We start from the raw sequence: 22,293 nt of genomic DNA on the forward strand, positions 1-22,293 counted from the left end.
AAGCGGCGGCACGGCGTTTCTTCCTGTCTTCGGCCGGCACCGTTGGCATTGCCGCGGCGCCGGCCGGATCTCCTTTGCGATCGAGGTGGCTTTGATAGAGCGACTGTGGCGTTGTACGGCGCCGGCGGCATTGGCCGCTTCCCTTCTGGCAGGCACGCCCCTGGCCAAGGCCGAGCCGCCGGGCGATCCGACCCCGATACGGTCGGATGACGGCAAATACGTCGACAAGAACGGCAACCCGACCTACCAGATCGGCAAGGGCGGCGAGGTCGATTGGTACACCTATTCCGGCTTCGTCCGCTATTCGGCCGAATGCCTGCGGTGTCACGGCCCCGATGGCATGGGATCGAGCTATGGCCCCGCCTTGGTGGAATCGCTGAAGCGGCTTGGCTACTCTGACTTCTTCTCGACCGTTGCCGGTGGCAAGCAGGACGTGAACGCGGCCCAGACACTGGTGATGCCCGCGCTTGGCGGCGATCGCAACGTGATGTGCTACGTCGATTCCATCTACGTGTATCTGCGCGCCCGCGCCGATGGTGCGCTGGGGCGCGGCCGACCGGCCCAGCATGCCCCGAAGCCCGCAAGCTACGTGAAGGCGGAGAACGAATGCATGGGATGACACGCAGGCTGGCCGCGGTTGCGGTGGGATTCGCGCTGGCCGCACCGGCCCTCGCCCAGGCGCCGGGGCTGGGCGCGTCGGTCGAACTGGTCGACCCGCACGTGTTCCGCGTCTGCGCCGCCCCCCATAACCTGCCATTCTCCGATTCCGGGCAGGAAGGGTTCGAAAACCGGCTGGCCGCATTGCTGGCGGGCAAGCTTGGTGAGCCGGTCAGTTACACCTACCATCCGCAGGTAATCGGCTTCGTGCGCAACACGCTGGCAGCGTTACGATGCGACGTGGTGATGGGCGTCGCGGTCGGCGATTCCGTCATGCAGACTACGAATCCGTATTACCGCACCACCTATGCCCTGGTCTATCGGGCGGGAAACGGTCTCGACGGCATCGACACGCTCGCTGATGTCCGGTTGCGAGACAAGCATATCGGCGTGGTCGCGGGCACGCCTCCGGCGACGCTGATGGTGCGGAACGGGCTGATGGGTTTGGCCAGGTCCTATCCATTGACCGTGGATACGCGGGTCGAGGCTCCGGCACGGACCATGGTCGAGGATATCGCTGCGGGTCGCATCGATGCCGGCGTGCTGTGGGGCCCGATGGCCGGCTATTACGCGCGGCACGTGACCCCGAGCCTCGTGGTTGTCCCCCTGCTAAAGGAACAAGGGGCGCAGATGACGTTCCGCATCGGCATGGGCGTGCGGCACACCGACCAGACGTGGAAGCGCACACTCAATCGGCTGATCGCCGAGAACCAGCCGGAGATCAACCGGATCCTGGCCGAGTACGGCGTGCCATTGCTCGACGACGCCAACAGACCGCTGCCCCCATGAAGTTGATCATCTGCCCCAGTTCACGACCAGCACGATATGATGCGTGCAGCCGCCGTCATATATGGCTGGCCCATAGGGTGATTTGATACCAAACTAACGTCGATCCAGTCATTCGACGTCGCATTTTCGCAAAAAGATGAGCTTGACTTACAATATGCAATCTTGCAGCGTTGTTTCATCGATGAACGCTGAACACCCTCGACAATGCGCGGACACGGCGCGGCATGATTTTGGCCCGTCACACGACACGCCCTGCTCTTGCAGGTGATCCCGGCATCGTCCGACCCAGGACGTTTGCAGTCGCATTTCCCCGCCTTCGGGCATCCCAACCCAGCCCTTTCCCCGGACGTCCCGATGCCCCCCGGAGCCGCAGGAATCCGATCCATGTCACCGCCCCCTGAACGCCCCCACCTGTCGCCGGACACATGGGCCGTGCTGGCTGCCGCCGCGGCGGTCCTGGTCGTGGTCGCCGGCTACGTCCCACGCATCACCTGGTAGCCTGCCGCCGCATGTCGCTGACCACGTCCGAGCCGCTGCGCTTCGGCCGGTTCCCCCGCAGCCTGGCACTCGCCCCCGGTCTCGGGCTGCTGTTCGCCATCGGCTATGCGGGCAAGGTCGCCGAGCATGCCCTGACCGACTGGGGCCGGACACACCACGTGGCCGTTCCCACGATCGAATACGTGCTCTGGGCCATCCTGATCGGGCTCGTCGTTTCCAACACCGTCGGCGTGCCGCGGATTTTCCGCGCCGGCGTCGCGACCTACGAGTTCTGGCTGAAGATCGGCATCATCCTGCTCGGCGTGCGCTTCCTGCTCGGTGACGTGCTCAGGCTCGGCGCCATCAGCCTGATCGTGGTGGCGGTGGAACTGATCCTTTCCATCGCCCTGATGACCTGGCTTGGCCGGCGTTTCGGACTGTCCGAAAAACTGACCAGCCTGCTCGCCATCGGCTCCTCGATCTGCGGCGTTTCCGCCATTATCGCAGCCAGGGGAGCGATCGACGCGAAGGACGAGGACGTCAGTTATGCCATCGCCGCGATCCTGGCCCTGGGGGCGATCGGGCTCTTTACCTTCCCCGTGATCGGCCAGGCCATCGGCCTGACCGACCAAGCTTACGGCCTTTGGGCGGGGCTGGCGATCGACAACACCGCGGAGGCCGCCGCGGCGGGCGCGCTATGGTCCGACGAAGCCGGCCGGATCGCGGTGCTGGCGAAGACGACACGCAACGCCACGATCGGCTTCGTCGTGCTCGGCTTTGCTCTCTATTGGGCCACACGGGGGCAGGCCCAGGCGGTCGGCAACAAGGCCGCCTTCCTGTGGGCGAAGTTCCCGAAATTCATCCTCGGCTTCCTGCTGGTTTCCTTGCTGGCGACCTTCGGGGCCTTCACCCCGACGCAGAGCGCGGATATCGCGGCGCTGTCACGCTGGGCGTTCCTGCTGACCTTCGCCGGCGTGGGCCTGCAGACCGACCTGCGCGCGATGCGCCGGCAGGGCTTCCGCCCCTTCATCGTCGGCGCGCTTGGCGAGCTCGGCATCGCCCTGATCACGCTGGGGATCGTGGTGACGGTGCAGCCCTGGCTGCCGGGCTGACGTCATCCTGTGTGTCAGACGCAGCAAGGCCAGAGTATTCGCAAATAATCGACGGCGGCAGAGCTTCCTCGTCCGCCACGCCCGACACGGCATGGTACGACAACGCGCCAGCGGCTGCGCTGGGACGCGGCCACCGGTTCGGTCGATAAAGCGGGGCAGACCGCAATTTCCGGCAATCAGGGTGGCCGGGGTCTGCAATTTTTGTTGCTTGGGACACAAGCCAGCCATTATGTCAAGATCTGAATGACCACAGCCTCCGGTCCAGACCTCTGACCAGTCCTTCCGGCACGTCCGGCAGGATGTCGAGGCCGGTCATTGCGGATGTACGGTCAAGGCTATAGGTTCCGCCCCCGCGATCGGCCGGCGGGCCCTCAGGAAACCTCAGGTGAGTGAATTTCGTGTTGCAAGAACGCATCGCAAGGGCTGCGCCAAAATCCCAACGCTCGCCGTACGCAGGTATTACTGAGGATTGTCGATGATGGATGGTTTTCCGGCCCAGGGCCTCTATGACCCGCGCAACGAGCACGATGCCTGCGGCGTCGGCTTCATCGTCAATATCAAAGGCCAGAAATCCCACGACACCATTACCCGCGGGCTGCAGATCCTGGTCAACCTGGATCACCGCGGCGCCGTCGGGGCCGATCCGCTGGTCGGCGACGGTGCGGGCATCCTGGTGCAGATGCCCGATGCCCTGCTGCGCGACTGGGCGGAAAGCCAGGGACTGACACTGCCGGTGCCAGGCCGTTACGCGGTCGCGATGTGCTTCCTGCCGCGTGAAGACCAGGCCCGCGAGTTCGCCACCCGCCTGATCGAGCGCTATGTCGCCGCGGAAGGGCAGACGCTGCTGGGCTGGCGTGACGTGCCGGTCGACACCACCGGCCTCGGCGTGCGGGTGCTGGACAGCATGCCGGTGATCCGGCAGGCGATCGTGGTGCGCAGCGCCGGGCTCAAGACGCAGGATGCGTTCGAGCGCAAGATCCTGACCATCCGCAAGCAGGTGCTGAACAATGTCCGCGCCCTCGCCGAGGACAGGAAGCTGCCCGGGCTGCGTGACCTTTACATCCCGTCCTTCTCGACCCGGACGATGGTGTACAAGGGGCTGTTGCTGGCGACCCAGGTCGGCAGCTTCTACCGGGACCTGCAGAATCCGCTGACCACCTCGGCGCTTGCGCTGGTGCACCAGCGTTTCTCGACCAATACATTCCCCTCCTGGCGCCTCGCGCATCCCTATCGCTTCCTCGCGCATAACGGCGAGATCAACACCGTCCGCGGCAACGTCAACTGGATGTACGCGCGCCGGCAGGAAATGGCCTCGACCCTGATCGGGCCCGATCTCGACAAGATGTGGCCGCTGATCCCGCACGGCCAGTCCGATACCGCCTGCCTGGACAATGCGCTGGAATTGCTGGTGGCCGGCGGCTACTCGCTGGCGCATGCGATGATGATGCTGATCCCGGAGGCCTGGGCGGGCAATCCGCTGATGGATCCGCAGCGCCGCGCCTTCTATGAATATTATGCGGCGCTGATGGAGCCCTGGGACGGCCCGGCCGCCATCGCCTTCACCGATGGCCGCCAGATCGGCGCGACACTCGACCGCAACGGCCTGCGCCCGGCGCGCTACATCGTCACCGACGACGACCACGTGATCATGGCCTCCGAGGCCGGCGTGCTGCCGGTGCCCGAGGAGCGCATCGTCCGCAAGTGGCGCCTGCAGCCCGGCAAGATGTTGCTGATCGACCTCGACCAGGGCCGCATTATCGACGACGAGGAAATCAAGCGGGACCTGGCCGAGAAGCAGCCCTACGCCGAGTGGCTGAAGGAAACCCAGATCAAGCTGGAAGACCTGGCGGATCCGGCCGATGCCGCGGCATTGACCGATGCGGCGGCCAACGGCAAGGCGGCCATGCTGTGCCGCCAGCAGGCCTTCGGCTACACGCAGGAAGATATCCAGTTCTTCCTGGAGCCGATGGCACGCACCGGCGATGACCCGGTCGGCTCGATGGGCACCGATACCCCGGTGGCGGTGCTCTCGCGCAAGCCCAAGCTGCTCTACAACTACTTCAAGCAGAACTTCGCCCAGGTCACCAACCCGCCGATCGACCCGATCCGCGAGGCGCTGGTGATGTCGCTGGTTTCCATGATCGGGCCGCGGCCGAACCTGCTCGGGCACCACGCCGGCAACCACTACCGCCTGGAAGTGGCGCAGCCGATCCTCACCAACAGCGACCTCGAGAAGATCCGCGCCATTTCCTCGCTGGTCGGCGATGCGTTCCGCACCCAGACCATCGACACCACCTGGGCCATCGCCGAAGGCGAAGCGGGGCTGGCGCCGGCGCTGGAGCGGATCTGCCATGAGGCCACCGACGCGGTGCTGGCCGGGTTCAACATCCTGATCCTGTCCGACCGTGCGGTCTCGGCCGAGCGCGTGCCGATCCCGGCCCTGCTGGCCACCGCCGCCGTGCACCACCACCTGATCCGCCAGGGGCTGCGCACCAGCACCGGCCTGGTGGTCGAGACCGGCGAAGCCCGCGAAGTGCATCATTTCTGCGTGCTGGCCGGCTACGGCGCCGAGGCGATCAACCCGTATCTCGCCTTCGACACGCTGGAACAGGTCCGCGTCCGCAACAAGCTGCCGATGAAACCCTATGAGGTGCAGAAGAACTACCTCAAGGCGGTCGGCAAGGGCATTCTCAAGGTGATGTCCAAGATGGGCATCTCCACCTACCAGTCCTATTGCGGCGCGCAGATCTTCGACGCGGTCGGGCTGTCCAGCGACTTCGTGGAGAAGTGCTTCACCGGCACCGCCACCACCATCGAAGGCATCGGGCTGGCCGAGATCGCACGCGAAGCGGTGCAGCGCCATCGCAACGCCTATGGCGACAACCCGATCTACCTCGATCTGCTCGACGTCGGCGGCGACTATGCCTTCCGCCTGCGCGGCGAGGACCATGCCTGGACGCCGCAATCGATCACCCGCCTGCAGCACGCGGTGCGCGGCAACTCGATCGCGGACTACCGGGAATTCGCCGCCTCCATCAACGACCAGAACGAAAGGCTGCTGACCATCCGCGGCCTGATGGAGCTGAAATTCGCCGAAACCCCGGTGCCGCTGGAAGAAGTCGAGCCCGCTGCCTCGATCGTCCGGCGCTTCGCCACCGGGGCCATGAGCTTCGGCTCGATCAGCCGCGAGGCGCACACCACGCTCGCCATCGCCATGAACCGCATCGGTGGCAAATCGAATACCGGCGAAGGCGGCGAGGAACCCGATCGCTTCAGGCCACTGCCCAACGGCGATTCGATGCGATCGGCGATCAAGCAGGTGGCGTCCGGCCGCTTCGGCGTGACCATTGAGTACCTGGTCAATGCCGACGACATTCAGATCAAGATGGCACAGGGCGCCAAGCCCGGTGAAGGCGGACAGTTGCCGGGCCACAAGGTGGACAAGCACATTGCCCGCGTCCGCCACTCCACGCCCGGGGTCGGCCTGATCTCGCCGCCGCCGCACCACGACATCTATTCGATCGAGGATCTTGCGCAGCTCATCTTCGATCTGAAGAACGCCAATCCGCGGGCCCGCATCTCGGTGAAGCTGGTCTCCGAAGTGGGCGTCGGCACGGTCGCCGCCGGCGTCGCCAAGGCGCGCGCCGACCATGTCACCATCTCCGGCTTTGATGGCGGCACCGGGGCGAGCCCGCTGACCTCGCTCACCCATGCCGGCTCGCCGTGGGAAATCGGCCTCGCCGAGACGCAGCAGACGCTGGTGCTGAACGAGCTGCGCGGCCGCATCGCGGTGCAGGTCGATGGCGGCCTGCGCACCGGCCGCGACGTGGTCATCGCCGCGCTGCTCGGCGCCGACGAGTTCGGCTTCGCCACCGCCCCGCTGATCGCCGCCGGCTGCGTGATGATGCGCAAATGCCATCTCAACACCTGCCCGGTCGGCGTCGCCACGCAGGACCCAGTGCTGCGCCAGCGCTTCGCCGGCCAGCCCGAGCACGTGATCAACTACTTCTTCTTCGTCGCCGAGGAAGTGCGCGAGCTGATGGCGAAGCTCGGCTTCCGCAACATGGACGAGATGACCGGCCAGGTGGACCGGCTGGACATGCGCCGCGCCCTCCAGCACTGGAAGGCACAGGGCGTCGATCTCAGCAAGCTGCTGCATCAGGTGCCGGCAGGCCCCGACATCGCGATCCGCAACTGCGAGCACCAGGTCCACGCGCTCGACACCGTGATGGATCGCGAGCTGATCGAGGCGGCACGCCCGGCCATCGAGCACGCCACCCCGGTGCGGCTGGAACGCGGCATCCGCAACGTCGACCGCACCGTGGGCGCGATGCTCTCCGGTGAGATCGCCCGGCGCCACGGGCTGGCCGGCCTGCCGGAAGACACCATCGCCATCACCTTCCGCGGCACCGCGGGCGGCAGCTTCGGCGCCTTCCTCGCCCGCGGCGTGGCGCTCGATCTGATCGGCGATGCGAACGACTATGTCGGCAAGGGCCTCTCGGGTGGCCGGGTCATCGTGCGCCAGCCCCCGCAGGCACCGCGCACGCCGGCGGACAACATCGTCGTCGGCAACACCGTGCTCTACGGCGCCATCACCGGCGAGGCCTATTTCGAGGGCGTGGCCGGCGAGCGCTTCGCCGTGCGCAACTCGGGTGCCGTCGCCGTGGTCGAAGGCTGCGGCGACCATGGCTGCGAATACATGACCGGCGGCGTGGTGGTCGTGCTCGGCGAGACCGGCCGCAACTTCGCCGCCGGCATGTCCGGTGGCATCGCCTATGTCTACGACCCCGAGGGCCGCTTCCAGAGCCTCTGCAACACCGACAGCGTGACGCTGGAGAAGATCGAAGCGACACCCACCGGCCCCGCCGACGAGGCCGACCGGCCGCGCCAGCGTTCGGTGTCCGTCACCGATAACGGCATGGGCGACGTGCTGCGTTTCGATGCCGAACGGCTGCGCATCCTGGTCGAGCGGCACCTGCTGTTCACCAACAGCGCCTGCGCGCGGAAACTGCTCGAGAACTGGAAGACCGCCCTGCCCCACTTCGTGAAGGTGATGCCAAACGACTACCGGCGCGCCCTGCTGGAGCTGCGGGCCGATCACCACGCCAAGGCTGCGGCAGCCGACTGACCGAAAGCCGTTCGGAGGACTTGAAGAATGGGCAAGCCCACAGGCTTTCTCGAAATCGAGCGGCACGACCGCGGCTACGACAAGCCCGAGGTGCGCAGCAAGACCTGGACCGAGTTCGTGCATCCCCTGCCGGAGAACGAACTCACCCAGCAGGCGGCACGCTGCATGGATTGCGGCATCCCGTACTGCCACAACGGCTGTCCGGTGAACAACATCATCCCGGAATGGAACAACCTGGTGTACCGGGAGCAGTGGGAAACAGCACTGCGGACGCTGCACTCCACCAACAACTTCCCGGAGTTCACCGGCCGCATCTGCCCCGCCCCCTGCGAGGCATCCTGCACGCTGAACATCCAGGACACGCCGGTGACCATCAAGACGATCGAATGCGCGATCGTCGACCGTGGCTGGGAAGAAGGCTGGGTGCGGCCGCGCCTGCCCGCGCACCACACCGGCAAGCGCGTCGCCGTCATCGGCTCCGGCCCCTCGGGCCTGGCCTGCGCCCAGCAGCTCGGGCGCGCCGGCCATGCCGTGACCGTGTTCGAGAAGCATGACCGCATCGGCGGGCTGCTGCGCTACGGGATTCCCGACTTCAAGATGGAGAAGTGGCTGATCGACCGCCGCGTCCACCAGATGGCCGAGGAAGGCGTCGCCTTCCGCACCGGCGTCGAGGTCGGCAAGGTGATCAGCATGGCCACGCTGCAGGCGGAGTTCGACGCCATCGTCCTGTGCGGCGGCGCCGAGCAGCCACGCAACCTGCCGGTGCCCGGCCGCGACCTGGACGGCATCCATTTCGCCATGGACTTCCTGGTCCAGCAGAACAAGCGCCTCGCCGGCGACGACGAGGCCCTGGCGGCCCCGCACGGCACCATCAGCGCCACCGGCAAGCACGTCGTCGTCATCGGCGGCGGCGACACCGGCGCGGACTGCGTCGGCACCTCGATCCGCCAGGGCGCGGCCTCGGTCACGCAGATCGAGATCATGCCCCGGCCGCCGGAACGCGAGAACAAGTCGCTGACCTGGCCGGACTGGCCGCTGAAGCTGCGCACCTCCCCCGCCCACGACGAAGGCTGCGTGCGCGACTGGGCGGTGCTGACGAAGCGCGCGGTCGGCAGCGAAGGGCGCATCACCGCCCTGGACTGCGTGCGCGTCGCCTGGGACGGCGGCCAGATGCGGGAAGTGGCCGGCAGCGAGTTCCAGCTGAAGGCCGACCTCGTGCTGCTCGCCATGGGCTTCACCGGGCCGGTGCGGAGCGGCCTGCTGGAACAAGCCGGGGTGGCGCTCGATGCCCGGGGCAACGTGCAGGCGGATACCACCCATTACCGCACCTCGGTGGAGAAGGTGTTCGCGGCGGGCGATATGCGGCGCGGACAGTCGCTGGTGGTCTGGGCCATCCGCGAAGGGCGTCAGGCGGCACGGGCGGTGGATGAGTTCCTGATGGGGGCGACGACCCTGCCACGCTGATCTCGGGGCGCTGCCCCGAACCCGGCCAGGAGGCTTTGCCTCCTGGACCTCCACCAAGGGCGAAGCCCTTGGATCCCATTCGTTAAGAAAAAGGCCCGAGGCAGATGCCTCGGGCCTTTTTCTTAACGAATGGGGTGCAGGGGCCTTGTGGCCCCTGCCGGGTCCAGGGCAGAGCCCCATAGGCGTTAGGATAGCGCCTGTGGGGCATAATTGACCTGCCTTTGTCGGCGTCGTGGGGGATCGGCGAGTTTGCGATGGACGCTGGCGGCGTTGGCGAGGAGCTTGAGCAGCCCGATGGCACCGAGCACGGCCTGGAGCAACGTGCGCAGGACCATTTTGGAGCTGCGCCACAAGGATGGGGCGGCGTTGGCTTCACTGAGGTCCTGAGGGGAAAAAGGCCAGGAAATCCCGGTTCACCGTGTCGCAGAGCAGCGCCAGGATGAGATGGGCATGGAGCCAAACCTGTCCGCCGGTCTGGGTGTGGGTTGGAAGGCGGTCGATGTGCAGCAGCGATTTGAGCCGCTTGAAGGCGAGTTCGATTTGCCAGCGCAGCGGGTAGGTGGTTAGCACTTCCGTGGCCGGGATCTCGCTGGGGAGGGTGGTGCCCAGGATGAGGAACTCCGCTGCGATGAGACTGCGGGGGTCGGGCGTGGTCTGCTGGCGGCTGGCTTTCTGTAACAAGCGCTTGCGATTGGCCGCGGCCTTTTCTGCGGGCAGGCGCAGCGCCACCACCCGCAACGGCAGCAGGGGGCGATCGCGGCCCGTCACAGCGTTGACGAGAACGCTGCCTACCTCGCCCGGCTGGGAAATCTGCTGCAGCAAGCGGATCAGGTCGAAGGGATCCCCTGTGTCATCGCGCAGGGGCAAGGTGTTCCAGCGCATGCGGACGATGAAATCGGCGCCCCCCTCGCCAGCCTGCTGCAGGTAGCGCGCCAGTTCGGGACCATTGCAGAAGCCACGATCGCCCAGACGGAGTTCACCCGGCACCGGAGCGCCTCGGCTGAACCGTTCGCCTTCCTTGGCATCGGTCAGTTCCAGATGCGTAAACCCGCCCGCGGCAAGGTCGTAGACCGCGTGCACCCGCCAATCGGTCCCCTTGCTGCCAGGTTGGCTGAGGCTGGTGCTGTCGACAATGCGCAGGTGTCGCCCGGCCCACAGCGGTGAGTGCGCCGACCGGCCGTGTTCCAGCTGAGACCTCACGATCGCCCGCAGAAAATCGACGGACTGATGCAACCGATCGTGCAGCGATGGGCCGCTCAGCTGGGCCACCCCCACCAACTCAGCCCAGGCCGCCGTCTCCTGGATCGACAGCCCCCCCGGACCGCGCGCCAGCGCCAACCGCAGCAAGCTCTCCGCATCCCGCACACCGCGCAGCCGGAGAAGCGCCTTCGTCTCACGCGCCAATCGCGACAGATCCAGATCGCGCGGCAACCGCGACCGAACCAAGGCCCAGTCATCCGCATGGGGAGATGCAAATGTCTGCATCTCCCTCATAAAATAAGCCAAACCCCTCAGCGCAAGAATATCCTAACGCCTATGGGGCAGAGCCCTGGCCTTCCTTCGCTTCAGGCGAAGCCGTGCTTCACCTTGCTGATCTGCTCCTGTGTCTTGAACTGGTTGAACCGTGGCAGGAACTTGTCCCAGTCGATGAGGTGCGCGTCGATCTCCGGCCCGTCCACACAGGCGTGCTTGCGCACCATCTTCCCGTCGATCGTCACCGGCACCATGCAGGCGCCGCACATGCCGGTCGCATCGACCATGATCGAGTTCAGGCTGGCCACGGTCTTCACGCCATAGGGCCGGGTCAGGTCGCTGACCGCGCGCATCATCAGCGGCGGCCCGATCGTGATCACCTCGGCGATCTTGCGGCCCTTGCCGGCCTTCGCCTCGTTCAGCAGCCGTTCCAGCGGCCCGGTGACGAAGCCCTTCTCGCCGAAGGTGCCGTCATTGCTGGTGTAGATCACGTCGAGCTGCTTGCCGAACTCCGCCTGCAGCTTGCCGACCCGCTCGTCCTCCTTGGTCCAGAACAGCAGCCCGGCGTTGCGGAAGCCGGAGATCAGGGTGACATGGTTCCCCAGGCGCAGGTGCTCGCGCATGATCGGGTAGACCGGCGGCAGGCCGACGCCACCCGCGGTGAAGACCACCGTCTGGTTGCCTTCGTAGCGGTGCAGGGCGCTGGGCTGTCCGAGCGGCCCGCCGATGCCGGTGAAGGCCTCGCCCACCTGCATCTTGTTGATGGCGATGGTGCTGGTGCCCATGGCCTGGACCACCAGGTCGATGGTGCCGGCCTTCTCGTCCCAGTCGGCGAGGGTCAGCGGGATCAGCTCGCCCTTCGCCCAGGGTAACACGCGCACGAACTGCCCGGCCTTCGCCGATTTGGCGATCAGCGGCGAATGCACCACGAACTCGACGATGCCGTCGGCCAGCTCGATCTTCTCGAGGATGGTCTGCGGCGCGGCTCCGAGCGTGGTGTAGTAGGCGGCACGGGTGACCCGGTCCTGGATCTCGGAGGCGCAGATGTCGATGTCGCCGACGATCTCGCGCGCCGCCGCCTGGCCGTCACCGGCCGCACGGATGGCCGTGGAGCCGCCGCGCGCGGCATCGCCGCCCGAGTACACGCCTTCCAGCGAGGTCTGCTGCGATCCCTTGCCGGCGACGTCGATGGTGCCCCACCTGGTCGTCTTCAGGTCGGGCTCGGCATCCTTGATGATCGGGTTGGGCGTGTTGCCCAGCGCCATGATCACCAGGTCCACCGCCATCGGCTCGGTCTTGCCGGTCGCCACCGGGCTGCGCCGGCCGGAGGCATCCGGCTCGCCCAGTTCCATCACGTCGAGCAGCGCCTCGGTGACGACATGGGTCTTGTCGTCGCCGATGAACTCGCACGGTGCCCGCAGCACCTTCAACTGGATGCCTTCCTCCAGCGCGTGGTGCAGTTCCTCGACGCGGACCGGCATCTCGCTCTGGGTGCGGCGATAGACGATGGTGACATTCCCGCCCAGGCGCTTGGCCGTGCGGGCCGCGTCCATGGCGGTGTTGCCGCCGCCGATCACCATCACCTGCTTGCCCAGCGTCTGCGGCAGCGGCGTCTCGTATTCCTCCTTCAGCGCCTGCATCAGGTTGACGCGGGTGAGGAATTCGTTGGCCGACATCACGTTGAGCAGGTGCTCGCCGGGCACGTTCATGAAGCGCGGCAGGCCGGCGCCGGTGCCGATGAAGATCTTCCAGAACCCGGCCGCCTTCAGCTCGTCGATCGTCGCGGTCTTGCCGACGATGAAGTTGGTGACGAACTTGCCGCCGAGCAGGGTGATCTTCTGCACCACGTCGTCGATCAGCTCGTTGGGCAGGCGGAATTCCGGAATGCCGTAGCGCAGCACGCCGCCGAGCTCATGGAAGGCTTCGAACACCGTGACCGGGAAGCCTTCCACCGCCAGCAGGTAGGCGTTGATCAGGCCGGCCGGACCGGAGCCCACCACCGCGATCGGCGGCTTCTCGGCGCGCTTCCATGGATCGACGAAATCCTTCAGCAGCTTCTGCGCCGCCTCGGGATTGGTCAGCTTCTCGCGCTGCGGCAGGAACCATTCCAACTGGCCGATCTCGATCGGCCGGCCGGTATGGGTGCACACGCCCTGGCACTGCAGTTCCTGCGGGCAGACGCGCCCGGTCACGTTCGGCAGCGGGTTGCAGCTCTCGATCAGCTTCAGCGCGTCACGGAACTTGCCCTTGCCGAGCAGGTCCAGCATCTCCGGGATGTGGATCTTGACCGGGCAGCCGCCCTTGGGCTCGCTGCGGCCGGCGATCTTGAGCCCGATCTCGCAGGGGCGCTCGTCGCACTGCTTGTCGCGCAGCACTTCCAGCCACACGAACAGGTCGACCTCGCGGGGCGAGTAGCCGACATTGACGTAGCCGAGATAGCCCTGGTTCACGAGACCGAAATCGCGCGCCCGCTCCTCGGCCGGGCGCATGTACGGCGGAATGCCGTTCTTCGCCGGCCAGCCATCCGACAGCCCCTTGAACATGGGGTAGCGATCGGACAGGTGCTGGTCGATGGCGACGACGAACTTGCGCTTGAAGCGCAGCGGCAGATCCCAGATGAAGCGCAGCAGGATCGTGCTCATGTCGTCGTTGCGGAGCAGCAGCTCCCACAACGTCTGCGTGAAGCCTTCGCCCAGTTCCTTCTGCTGGAACTCCCACGCGATCGCCTGGGTGCCTTCGGTGATGAAGGTCTGCTGGAAGGCGCGCGGGTCGGCCAGCAGGCGCTTGCGCAGCAAGGCCATCTGCTGCTCGAACAGCTCGACCTCGTCGCTCTGCGACAGTGCTTCCAGTTCCTGCCGCGTGGATTCGAGTGTGGTGCTGGCGCGCACGAAGCGCGCCAGATCCTCGCCGCCGGGGGCGTGCGTGTTTTCACTCACCGGATGATCTCCGCATCACAGTTGGCGGCGACCTTGGCGATCCGCGCCTTCAGCTCCGGCGTCACCGTGACGCGCTCGGCCGCGCCGGGGATGACGTGCCCCACTTCCTTGGTGACGCCGTTGACGACGATGCGGGTCTTCTCGAAGAGCTCGCTCAGGTCCTGATAGCAGGTCTTGCAGTTGGTGCACTTCGCCTGGTCCGCCGGGTCGATTGACACCAGCGAGCCATTCAGCCGCGACGCCGAGGCCACGGGAGCGGCCGGAGCCAGGGCCGCAGCCGCCACCGGCAGCGGTGCCACGGTGATGCCGGCCGGTGCCTTGGACGACGCCGCGAGCTGCGACATCGCCTTGGCGATGGTGTCGATCGAGCTCTCCCGCTGCTTCACCGCATCGGAGTACTGCGCCTGCAGCGCCTGCAGTTCGGCATGGTGCTCGGCGTCCAGCTTCGCGACATGCCGCCCGGCCAGGTACTGCAGCGTCCGCCAGTACTTCCGCCGCTCCTCCACCAGCCCGACGATGGGGCCGGACACCGCGATCCGCACCAGGCGCCGGTTGGCATCCACCGCCCAGATGAACGGCGTCTTGCCCTCGCGCGCGGCCTGCGGCAGCTCGATGTATTCGTGGATCGGCACGGCGTCGGCGTCCGCCGCGAGCTTGCGGAAGTGCTTCTTGAACCGGGTCTCGCCATAGGCGAAGTCGGCCGGGGTCAGCGGCACCTCCAGCAGCTTCGTGCTGCCATCGGCATCGACGTACTCGACGGAGGTGGTGGTCCAGTCCTTGTCGGGATCAGGGTTGCCGTCGAGGTTGAACCAGGTGTGCAGCGTGCCGCCACGACGCGGATCATGCACGAACACCGGGTTCATGCGGCTTTCCACCGCCAGCCTGGCATGGCGCGAGGCCTGGGCGTCGCCGATGCCGTGCTCGGCCTGGCAGGGCGTGTAGACGTCCAGCACCGCCGGCGAGTCACCGTAGTTGAGGAACTCCATCACGTTCTTGAGGAAGTGCCCCTGCAGCGCGGTGCTGGTCTGCACCACCAGCACGTTCGGATGGAAGGCGGCGATCAGGCCGAGTTCCTTGCGGGCTTCCTGCTTGCCGCTATGGGCCGCGCCGAAGCGCGCGAGGTCGGAGTCCTGGCCGGTGAAGCTGGCCGTCGAGGTCTGCCCGCCGGTGTTGGAATAGACGCCGGTGTTCAGCACCACCACCTTGATCGGGGTGGTGGTCGCCAGCAGACGCGACAGCGCGCCGAAGCCGATGTCATAGGTGGCGCCGTCGCCGCCGATCGTCATCACCGTCGGCAGCAGCGACATCTCTTCCGGCGTGAACTGGCTCCACGACAGGGTGCGGAAGAACGGGTCGTGGGTCGCCGGCTCGTATCCGTCTTCCAGCTCCAGCTTCGCGATGCGCAGCGCGCGCACATCGTCCACCGCCGCCGCGGTCAGCCCCTCGAACAGGCCCTTGGCCAGCGGCTGGGCATCCTGGAACAGGCTGTTCACCCACGGGTCGTTGTAGGGGTTGAACGGGAAGGTCGAGGCATAGACGCTGCTGCACCCGGTCGAGTTGGCGATCACGGTGCTGGCCGGGCCATGGCCGGTCGGCCCGCTCTCGAACAGGTAGAGGCGCTTCTCCAGGGTCTCGATCGCGCGGGTGATGCGGGCGCGGCGGTCGCTCTCCGTCTGGGTCAGCGCCGTCAGCTTGGTGTTGAGCTGCGCGATCAACTGCTCCAGTTCGCGGATGTGCTCGCGGCGGCGCTTGTCATGCAGGGCCTGGTTGGTCGAGGTCACCAGGCGGATCGCCGTCACCTCGCCGCAGCCGCGGCAGGCGCCGTGGCCACCGGTGGTCGCGTAGTAGTTGCCGCGATCCAGCATCAGGCGCTTGGGCTCGCCATCCGGCCGGGTCGCGTCATCGGTGAAGCGGGACGGCGTGTTCGGGGTCTTGCTGAGGAACTCGAAGCGCGCCTGCAGCGTGTCCAGCAGCTCGGCGTCCTGCTCGCGCGCCACCAGTGCACCGGGGCCGCAGACCTCGACGCATTCCAGGCAGCCGCTGCACTTCCACGGATCGACCGCGGCCGAGAACAGGCCACCGCTGCCGGGATTGGCCTTCTCCATCGCATCGAAGAACGGCCGGGTCTTCGCCACCGGATAGACCGCCAGGGCCTCGGCCAGCTTGCCGAGATTGCGGCGCAGCGTCGGGTTGTCGCTGGGAATGGCCGTGGCCGCCTCGGCGACGAGCTCGTGGAACGGCTTCGCCTCCTTGCCCTGGCGATAGAGGCCGCGCACCGTCTCGGCCAGGGCGTAGACCTGGCCGCGCAGTGCTTCCTGCTGTGCCTCGGGCAGCTCGATCTGGCGGATCGCGGTGCCCAGCAGCTCGTGGATGTCATGCACGGTGTTGGGGATCGCGGCATCCGGGCAGACCAGCGTGCATTCCATGCAGCCGGTGCAGAGATCGGCCTTGAACTCCGGCACGGTGCGGCGGAACAGGCCCTTGTCCTTCCAGGCCGCGCTGGCCGGCGGCATGAACAGGCCCGAGCCCGGCAGCACCGGCGCCTCGGCGATGGTGCCGTCGCGGAAGTGGCTGCCCACGGTCTCGTCATAGTAGTCGCGGTCGAGGAAGCCGGTAGCCGGGCTGCTCGACGCCGCACGGCACATCGAGGCGGAGATGGCCACGTCGCGTGCCGGCTTGTTGGAGGCCGCCACCGCTTCCACCGCGGCGAAGGCCGGGCTGTCGTACTCCACCTTGCGCGTCGCCTGCAGGCCCTCGCGGATCACCGCCATGTTGCCGTCGACGATGGCGCCGCCCTTGGAGCCGAACTTCTTGGCGATCTGCGAACGGATCTTGTCGAGGATCACGTCCTGCGAGGCATCCGCCACCACGCGATCGACATGGCCCGCCACCGCGCCGATGAAGGCGATGCCCATCATGCGGGTTTCGAGCTCGGGCGTCGGCGCATGCCGCTTGGCCACGTCGAAGGCATCGATGATGAAGAACTTGATGCGCCTCTCGCGGATCGCCTTGCGCGCCGAGGCCGGCAGCTCCTGCCACACTTCCTCGGCCGAGAGATGCGTCTGCAGGATGAAGGTCCCGCCCGACGCCAGCCCGCGCAGTGGGTTGGAATGGGCGAACACCTTGTGGTCGGGCGAGATAACGATCTCGACATCTTCCAGCTCGGCGTTGGTGATCTTCACCGTCTCCGGGCTGAGCGTGATGTAGTAGTTGGTGGGCGCGCCGCTCTTCTCCGAGCCGTATTTCGGCGCCGACTTCGAATGCAGGTTGAGCGCGCCGGCCAGAATGTCGGTCAGCAGCTTGCCCGAGGCGATGGTGCCGTAGCCGCCGATCGAGTGGAAGCGGATGCGGAAGGCGCCTTCCGGCAGCAGATCCGGGTTCGGCTCGGTCTCGAGCGCCATGAACTCGGTCTCGGGATAGGCCGCCTTCAGCCGCGCCTGCAGGTCCGCCATGCGCGGCGTCGGATTCTTGGAGAAGAACTGCGAGCCGAGATAGACGAACGGAGACGCCTTCTCGCTTTCCATGTTCTTGAAGGCGGCGACCAAGTGGCGCGGCTGCAGGTCATGCGCGCCGAGGCCGAAGATCGCGGTGGTGATGCGCGGCAGCACCTCGATCGGCGGGATGCCGGCATGGCGGGCGCCCTGGGCGTTCTCGCGTGCCTTGAACAGCGCCTGCGTCACCAGCCCGGTCAGCGCCGTGACGTCGGAGCGTTCCAGCACCGTGACCGCCTTCTTGCCCTTCAGGACCGACACCAGCTCGGCTTCCGGGAAGGGCTGCAGCAGCTTGACGGAGACGACGCCGACCTTCTTGCCCTGCTTGCGCAGATGCGCGGCCACCGCCTCGGCGTCATCGGTCACCGAGCCGAGGCCGACCACCACGTACTCGGCATCCTCGGCCAGGAAGCTCATGACCGGCTTGTATTCGCGCCCGGTCAGCTCGGCGTATTCGGCCATCGCCTCGCGCACGAAGCGCGGCACTTCGCTGACGAAATGGGTGCGGTGGTCGACCGAGCCGGCCTGGAAGTCGGGCTGGTTCTGCACGCCGCCGGTCAGGCCGGGATTGTGCACGTCCACCAGCGCGGGAACGCGCTGGCGCGTGCCCTTCTCGAAGGCATTGGTCCACTGCCGGCGCCACTGGCCATGCAGTTCCTCGGGCACCCAGGAGAGCGTGCGCGCGACCAGTTCGCCCGCGTTGTCGGGCTCGATCGCCTCGGCGTTCTCATCGAGCCACGCGCGCAGTTGCGCCAGCGCGGAGGGCACGAAATCGCCCTCGTGACGCGCCAGGTACTGCTTGAGCTGGAACACCCGGCCCTTGGCGCCGAACAGGATTTCCTGCGCCACCGTCGGCGACTTGATGCGCCCGGCGGGATCGCCGAGGAATTCGCGCAGCAGGTCGGGCTCGGGCATCAGCGCTTCGCTCAGCATGTGGCTGGTGGCGAAGCCGTCCATGGCATTGGCCACAGGGATCAACGACGTCGCGCTGACCTTGTAGGAAATCGCCGCGAGGTCGGCGGCCTCCTGCGGATTGCTGCCGAACAGGATGGTGTAGCCCGAGGACAGCAGCGCATAGACGTCGTCATGCCCCGCCATCACGTTCAGCGAGTGCTTGGAGACGACGCGGGCCGCGACCTGCAGCACGAAGCCGCCGACCTTCTTGCCGACGGTGACGTAGTGCGATTCCAGCCCGTACAGGATGCCCTGGCTGGAGGAGGCGTTGGAGACGTATTTCCCGCCGGTCAGCGCCGCGCCGAGCGCGCCGCTTTGCGCCGAATGCTCGCCTTCGGGTTCGAAGAAAAACGGGTGTTTTCCCCAGACATTGCAACCGCCACCCGAGCGGAATGCCTCGTAGATCTCGGAAATTTCCGTCGATGGCGTGATCGGATAACCGATGACACCGCCACAGACATGTCCCATGACCTGGGCAACTGCCCCGTTACCATGGATTACGCTCGGGATACCGGGGTATTTCGCATTCATTTGCCGCGTCCGGGTTAATGTTATTTATTTCCACGCGAGCAGTTGCAAGGCGACGCTCACGGTGTACTGCGGGGCAAACAGCCGTGTGGGTTTATACCGCAATGAGTCCGGCGGCAAGCACAGCCTGTGCATTCGAGCCCCCGACTTGTCGCAAACACGTGATGGTCGCGACGGCGCGTGGTGTTCGTTGTCGGCGCCAGCCTCGGCGTCCGCAGCCTGTGCTGCACGGCCCGGGGCATGTGCCGTGATCGCCACAGCGTAGCCCCAGCCCGGCACGACCGCAACGCCGCTTTCTCCGCTGTGCTGGCAACGGTTCAGCTAATCGGCTTCAGGGTCGCGTTACCAGCGGTACCCGCACCACTCACGCTGGTTGAACACTCACCCGTCAGCGCCTATCAGCCTGATCCCGCACTGCACTCGCGCGATCGCTGCAGTGAGCGCCGCCATTGTACGCAAAGCCGCCATGCGCATAGGGCCCCTCGCTGGGCGCGGCCGGGGGAGGAAGGCAGCGCGGAATTCACGCCATTCACATGCTGCATCTGCGAGGTGAAACGGTCGGTCGCAGGCCGCGCAGCTTCGGCATCGCTCTATTATATTGCGATATTACGATTCCGTACCAAGGCGAGGCGCCCGTGCAAGGCGACGCGCGGCAATTGCCCACCCCATGAAACCGGCGTGCACCGAATCGGCAGAGCCTGTCTGCAAGGTCGGAAAATGTTGTAGAATCAAATCAAATTTCAAAAAATGAGCCCGGAAAATTCCGCGATCCGATTTGCCGGCAGCCCACCGGCCTCCGGCAAGAGCAGGACGAGCCGCACAGGCGAACAATGACTGAAATCGATTTCAATCCTTGAGTCGGGCGGCATCTGCGGCAGACCCGCCGAGGTCTGCGCTACACTCGCCCCGGCACAGGAGGAAAAGGGGAAGACATGCCATTCGACGATACCGGACGCGGCAGCGGCCGCCGGCGACCGTCGCGCAACGTGCTGGGCGGCCCGCTCGAGCCGTGCTCGACGACGCCGCTCACCGGCTTTTTTCGCAATGGTTGCTGCGACACCAGCGCGCAGGATGTCGGCAGCCACACCGTCTGCGCGGTGATGACAGCAGAGTTCCTCGCCTTCAGCCGCCAGGTCGGCAACGACCTCTCCACCCCCGCGCCCAGCTTCGGCTTTCCCGGGCTGAAGCCCGGCGACCGCTGGTGCCTGTGCGCGCCGCGCTGGCAAGAGGCCCTGGAAGCCGGACACGCCCCGCAGGTGGTGTTGCGCGCGACCCACGAAGGCGCGCTGCGTCATTGCGCGCTTGACGACCTCAGGCGCTTTGCCATCGATCCGCCATGACCCTGATCCGTTCGGGCAACCTGCTCGCCGCCATCCCGCCGGAGCTGTCGGAAGAGCAGGTCCACACCCTCGCCACCGCCGGCGCGGCGCGGGTGGAGCGCATCGTCTCGCGCGGGCAGGCCAGCCCGGCGGGGTTCTGGTACGACCAGGACCAGCCGGAATGGGTGGCGCTGCTGCAGGGGGCGGCCGCCCTGGAATATGCCGACGGCACGGTGCAGGACCTGCAGGCCGGCGACTGGGTGCTGATCCCGGCCCATGTTCGCCACCGTGTCCTCCGCACCTCGTGCGAGCCGGCCGCGGTGTGGCTCGCGGTGTTCCTGCCGGGCTGAACCTGGCGCCACACCTGCGCCGGCACGCCTTCGCGTGGGTCCGCGCGCTTGCCGGCGCGACCTCGCGCGTTACTCTGCCGCCATGGCACACATGTCCACCCGGACCGTCCTGGTCACCGGCTTCGAGCCGTTCGGCGGTGAAGCGGTGAACCCCTCCATGGCCGCCGTGCAGGGCCTGGCCGCGGCGCCGCCACCCGGTGTCGCGTTGCATACACTGATCCTGCCGGTCTCGCTGGCGCGCACCGGCCCGGCGCTGCGCGCGGCGATCGCAGGGTTGCGGCCGGATGTGGTGATCGCCACCGGCCAGGCCGGCGGCCGGGCGGAAATCTCGGTCGAGCGCGTCGCCATCAACGTCAATGACTTCCGGGTGCCCGACAATGACGGCGCCCAGCCGACCGATGCACCGGTGGTGGCGACGGGCCCGGCCGCCTATTTCGCCACCATCCCCGTGAAATCCGTGGTGGCACGGCTGCACGCGAGCGGCATACCGGCCCAGTTGTCAAATTCCGCCGGCACGCATCTGTGCAACCATACGCTGTACCTGCTCGGGCATCTCGCGGCGACGGAGCAGCCGGGGCTGCGCGGCGGTTTCCTGCACCTGCCCTGGCTGCCCGAACAGGTGGTCCGCCATCCCGGTCAACCCAGCATGGGACTGCCCACGTTGGTACTGGCCCTGAAAACGGCCATTACGGCGGCGTGTGAAACCGCAGACGATCTGCGCGTGGCGATGGGCGCGACACACTGACGTTTGGCGGAGTGCCGCGCAGCACTATCCCACGATATGCCGGGTCCAGGGCGAAGCCCTGGCCTTGACACGTCAGAAGCTGGCGATGGCGCAGCCGCCGCCCTTGGCCTTGACCTTGTCGCAGAAGTCCCGTGCCTGCTCGAGATCGGCGAAGCCGCCGGTGCGCAGGCGCCAGTACACATGGCCGTCACGTTCAGCCTTGACCACGGCCGGCTGCCGGCTGGCCAGCACGTCCGGCATGCGCTTGGACAGGCGGCGCCATTCCGCCATCGCCGCCTCCTGTGACCCCAGCGCCGCCAGTTGCACTTCGGTGCGACCCGACGCCGGCTTCGCCGCCGCCGCGGGGGGGGCCGCCTTCGGCGTGGCCGTGGGGGCCGGAGCCTCCCGGCTGGCCATCCGCGCCGGCTTCTGCTCGGGGGCCGTCGGCTCCGGCAACGCCGAGGGTGCCACCGCGGTCGCAACGGCCGGGCGGGACACGGTTGGCGCCGTGACCAGCTTCGCCTGTTGCGCCTTCAGCGCCTGGGGTGCCGGCACTTCCGGCAGCGGCCCCATCGCCGTCTGGCCCTCGTCCTTGCCGGACAGGATCATGTCATCCTTGCCGGCGATCTCGAGCCCGCCGGGATCGGCGGGCTTGACGCGCAACGGCCGGCTGTCCGCCTCGATCACCGGCACGCCGCTGCGATGGCGCCCGGTGACGGAGTAGACCCCGACCATGAGCGCCAGGGCCGCGGCAATGCCACCTGCCGCCACCACCAGGCGTTTGGTGTTCGCATCCATGCCCTGCTGGCGGGCGATCCGATAGCTCGGGCTCGGCCCGACGGGGATGTCGAATTCCTCTCGCACCGTGTGGCAACTCCCATCCTCGCCGCC

12 protein-coding genes are annotated in these 22,293 nt (G+C 67.0%); 8 read left to right on the forward strand and 4 right to left on the reverse strand.

The annotated features are described in order from the left end of the window. Window positions 1–130: 130 nt before the first annotated feature. The 5 genes from NBY65_RS28980 to NBY65_RS29000 all read left to right on the forward strand — a co-directional run bounded on the left by NBY65_RS28980 (window position 131) and on the right by NBY65_RS29000 (window position 9,627). Window positions 131–619 (forward strand): c-type cytochrome, methanol metabolism-related, encoded by a 489-nt coding sequence (locus tag NBY65_RS28980; RefSeq protein WP_203330573.1) that lies wholly within the window; start codon window positions 131–133, stop codon window positions 617–619. Then, window positions 616–1,446, forward strand: a complete 831-nt coding sequence (locus NBY65_RS28985; protein WP_203330572.1) for a substrate-binding domain-containing protein — start codon at window positions 616–618, stop codon at window positions 1,444–1,446. Before NBY65_RS28980 ends, NBY65_RS28985 begins: the two co-directional genes overlap by 4 nt. A 509-nt stretch (window positions 1,447–1,955) precedes the next feature. Beyond that, window positions 1,956–3,035: a YeiH family protein gene (locus NBY65_RS28990; protein ID WP_150042384.1), complete on the forward strand. Its 1,080-nt coding sequence runs from the start codon at window positions 1,956–1,958 to the stop codon at window positions 3,033–3,035. A gap of 475 nt (window positions 3,036–3,510) precedes the next feature. After that, the gene (gene gltB, locus NBY65_RS28995) at window positions 3,511–8,163 is read left to right on the forward strand and encodes a glutamate synthase large subunit (RefSeq protein WP_250265750.1); all 4,653 of its coding nucleotides are present in this window, start codon (window positions 3,511–3,513) and stop codon (window positions 8,161–8,163) included. 27 nt (window positions 8,164–8,190) lie between these two features. Further along, on the forward strand, window positions 8,191–9,627 hold the full coding sequence (locus tag NBY65_RS29000; protein ID WP_150042383.1) for a glutamate synthase subunit beta: 1,437 nt from the start codon (window positions 8,191–8,193) through the stop codon (window positions 9,625–9,627). A gap of 372 nt (window positions 9,628–9,999) precedes the next feature. Here the strand turns inward: NBY65_RS29000 and NBY65_RS29005 are convergent, their stop codons facing one another. The 3 genes from NBY65_RS29005 to NBY65_RS29015 form a co-directional block, all read right to left on the reverse strand. Continuing rightward, window positions 10,000–11,112 carry an IS4 family transposase gene (locus NBY65_RS29005; RefSeq protein ID WP_162530944.1) on the reverse strand — a complete coding sequence of 371 codons (1,113 nt, stop codon included), beginning with the start codon at window positions 11,110–11,112 and terminating at the stop codon, window positions 10,000–10,002. A gap of 80 nt (window positions 11,113–11,192) precedes the next feature. After that, complete coding sequence (locus NBY65_RS29010; RefSeq protein WP_150045483.1) at window positions 11,193–14,036, reverse strand: sulfide/dihydroorotate dehydrogenase-like FAD/NAD-binding protein; 2,844 nt, start codon at window positions 14,034–14,036, stop codon at window positions 11,193–11,195. Further along, window positions 14,033–18,949: a 2-oxoacid:acceptor oxidoreductase family protein gene (locus tag NBY65_RS29015; RefSeq protein ID WP_203330745.1), complete on the reverse strand. Its 4,917-nt coding sequence runs from the start codon at window positions 18,947–18,949 to the stop codon at window positions 14,033–14,035. The genes NBY65_RS29010 and NBY65_RS29015 overlap by 4 nt, the downstream gene beginning before the upstream one ends. 992 nt (window positions 18,950–19,941) lie before the next feature. Between NBY65_RS29015 and NBY65_RS29020 the strand changes: the two genes are divergently transcribed. The 3 genes from NBY65_RS29020 to pcp all read left to right on the forward strand — a co-directional run bounded on the left by NBY65_RS29020 (window position 19,942) and on the right by pcp (window position 21,423). Beyond that, entirely contained in the window at window positions 19,942–20,349 is a 408-nt protein-coding gene (locus NBY65_RS29020; RefSeq protein WP_150045485.1) for a DUF2237 family protein, read from the forward strand. Further along, window positions 20,346–20,678, forward strand: coding sequence for a cupin domain-containing protein (locus NBY65_RS29025; protein ID WP_150045486.1), 333 nt, complete (start codon window positions 20,346–20,348; stop codon window positions 20,676–20,678). Before NBY65_RS29020 ends, NBY65_RS29025 begins: the two co-directional genes overlap by 4 nt. A gap of 91 nt (window positions 20,679–20,769) precedes the next feature. Further along, window positions 20,770–21,423, forward strand: coding sequence for a pyroglutamyl-peptidase I (pcp, locus tag NBY65_RS29030; RefSeq protein ID WP_150045487.1), 654 nt, complete (start codon window positions 20,770–20,772; stop codon window positions 21,421–21,423). Between the two features lie 72 nt (window positions 21,424–21,495). Here the strand turns inward: pcp and NBY65_RS29035 are convergent, their stop codons facing one another. Then, window positions 21,496–22,266 carry an SPOR domain-containing protein gene (locus tag NBY65_RS29035; RefSeq protein ID WP_150045488.1) on the reverse strand — a complete coding sequence of 257 codons (771 nt, stop codon included), beginning with the start codon at window positions 22,264–22,266 and terminating at the stop codon, window positions 21,496–21,498. Between the last annotated feature and the right edge of the window lie 27 nt (window positions 22,267–22,293).

The sequence above is a fragment of the Rhodovastum atsumiense genome, from assembly GCF_937425535.1.
Classification (GTDB): Bacteria; Pseudomonadota; Alphaproteobacteria; order Acetobacterales; family Acetobacteraceae; genus Rhodovastum; species Rhodovastum atsumiense.

Bases quoted from the DNA above. Each gene is read 5' to 3' on its own strand.
- NBY65_RS28985 (WP_203330572.1), top strand. From the start codon at position 616: ATGACACGCAGGCTGGCCGCGGTTGCGGTGGGATTCGCGCTGGCCGCA.
- NBY65_RS28990 (WP_150042384.1), top strand. From the start codon at position 1,956: ATGTCGCTGACCACGTCCGAGCCGCTGCGCTTCGGCCGGTTCCCCCGC.
- gltB (WP_250265750.1), top strand. From the start codon at position 3,511: ATGATGGATGGTTTTCCGGCCCAGGGCCTCTATGACCCGCGCAACGAG.
- NBY65_RS29000 (WP_150042383.1), top strand. From the start codon at position 8,191: ATGGGCAAGCCCACAGGCTTTCTCGAAATCGAGCGGCACGACCGCGGC.
- NBY65_RS29005 (WP_162530944.1), bottom strand. From the start codon at position 11,112: ATGCAGACATTTGCATCTCCCCATGCGGATGACTGGGCCTTGGTTCGG.
- NBY65_RS29015 (WP_203330745.1), bottom strand. From the start codon at position 18,949: ATGGGACATGTCTGTGGCGGTGTCATCGGTTATCCGATCACGCCATCG.
- NBY65_RS29020 (WP_150045485.1), top strand. From the start codon at position 19,942: ATGCCATTCGACGATACCGGACGCGGCAGCGGCCGCCGGCGACCGTCG.
- NBY65_RS29025 (WP_150045486.1), top strand. From the start codon at position 20,346: ATGACCCTGATCCGTTCGGGCAACCTGCTCGCCGCCATCCCGCCGGAG.
- pcp (WP_150045487.1), top strand. From the start codon at position 20,770: ATGTCCACCCGGACCGTCCTGGTCACCGGCTTCGAGCCGTTCGGCGGT.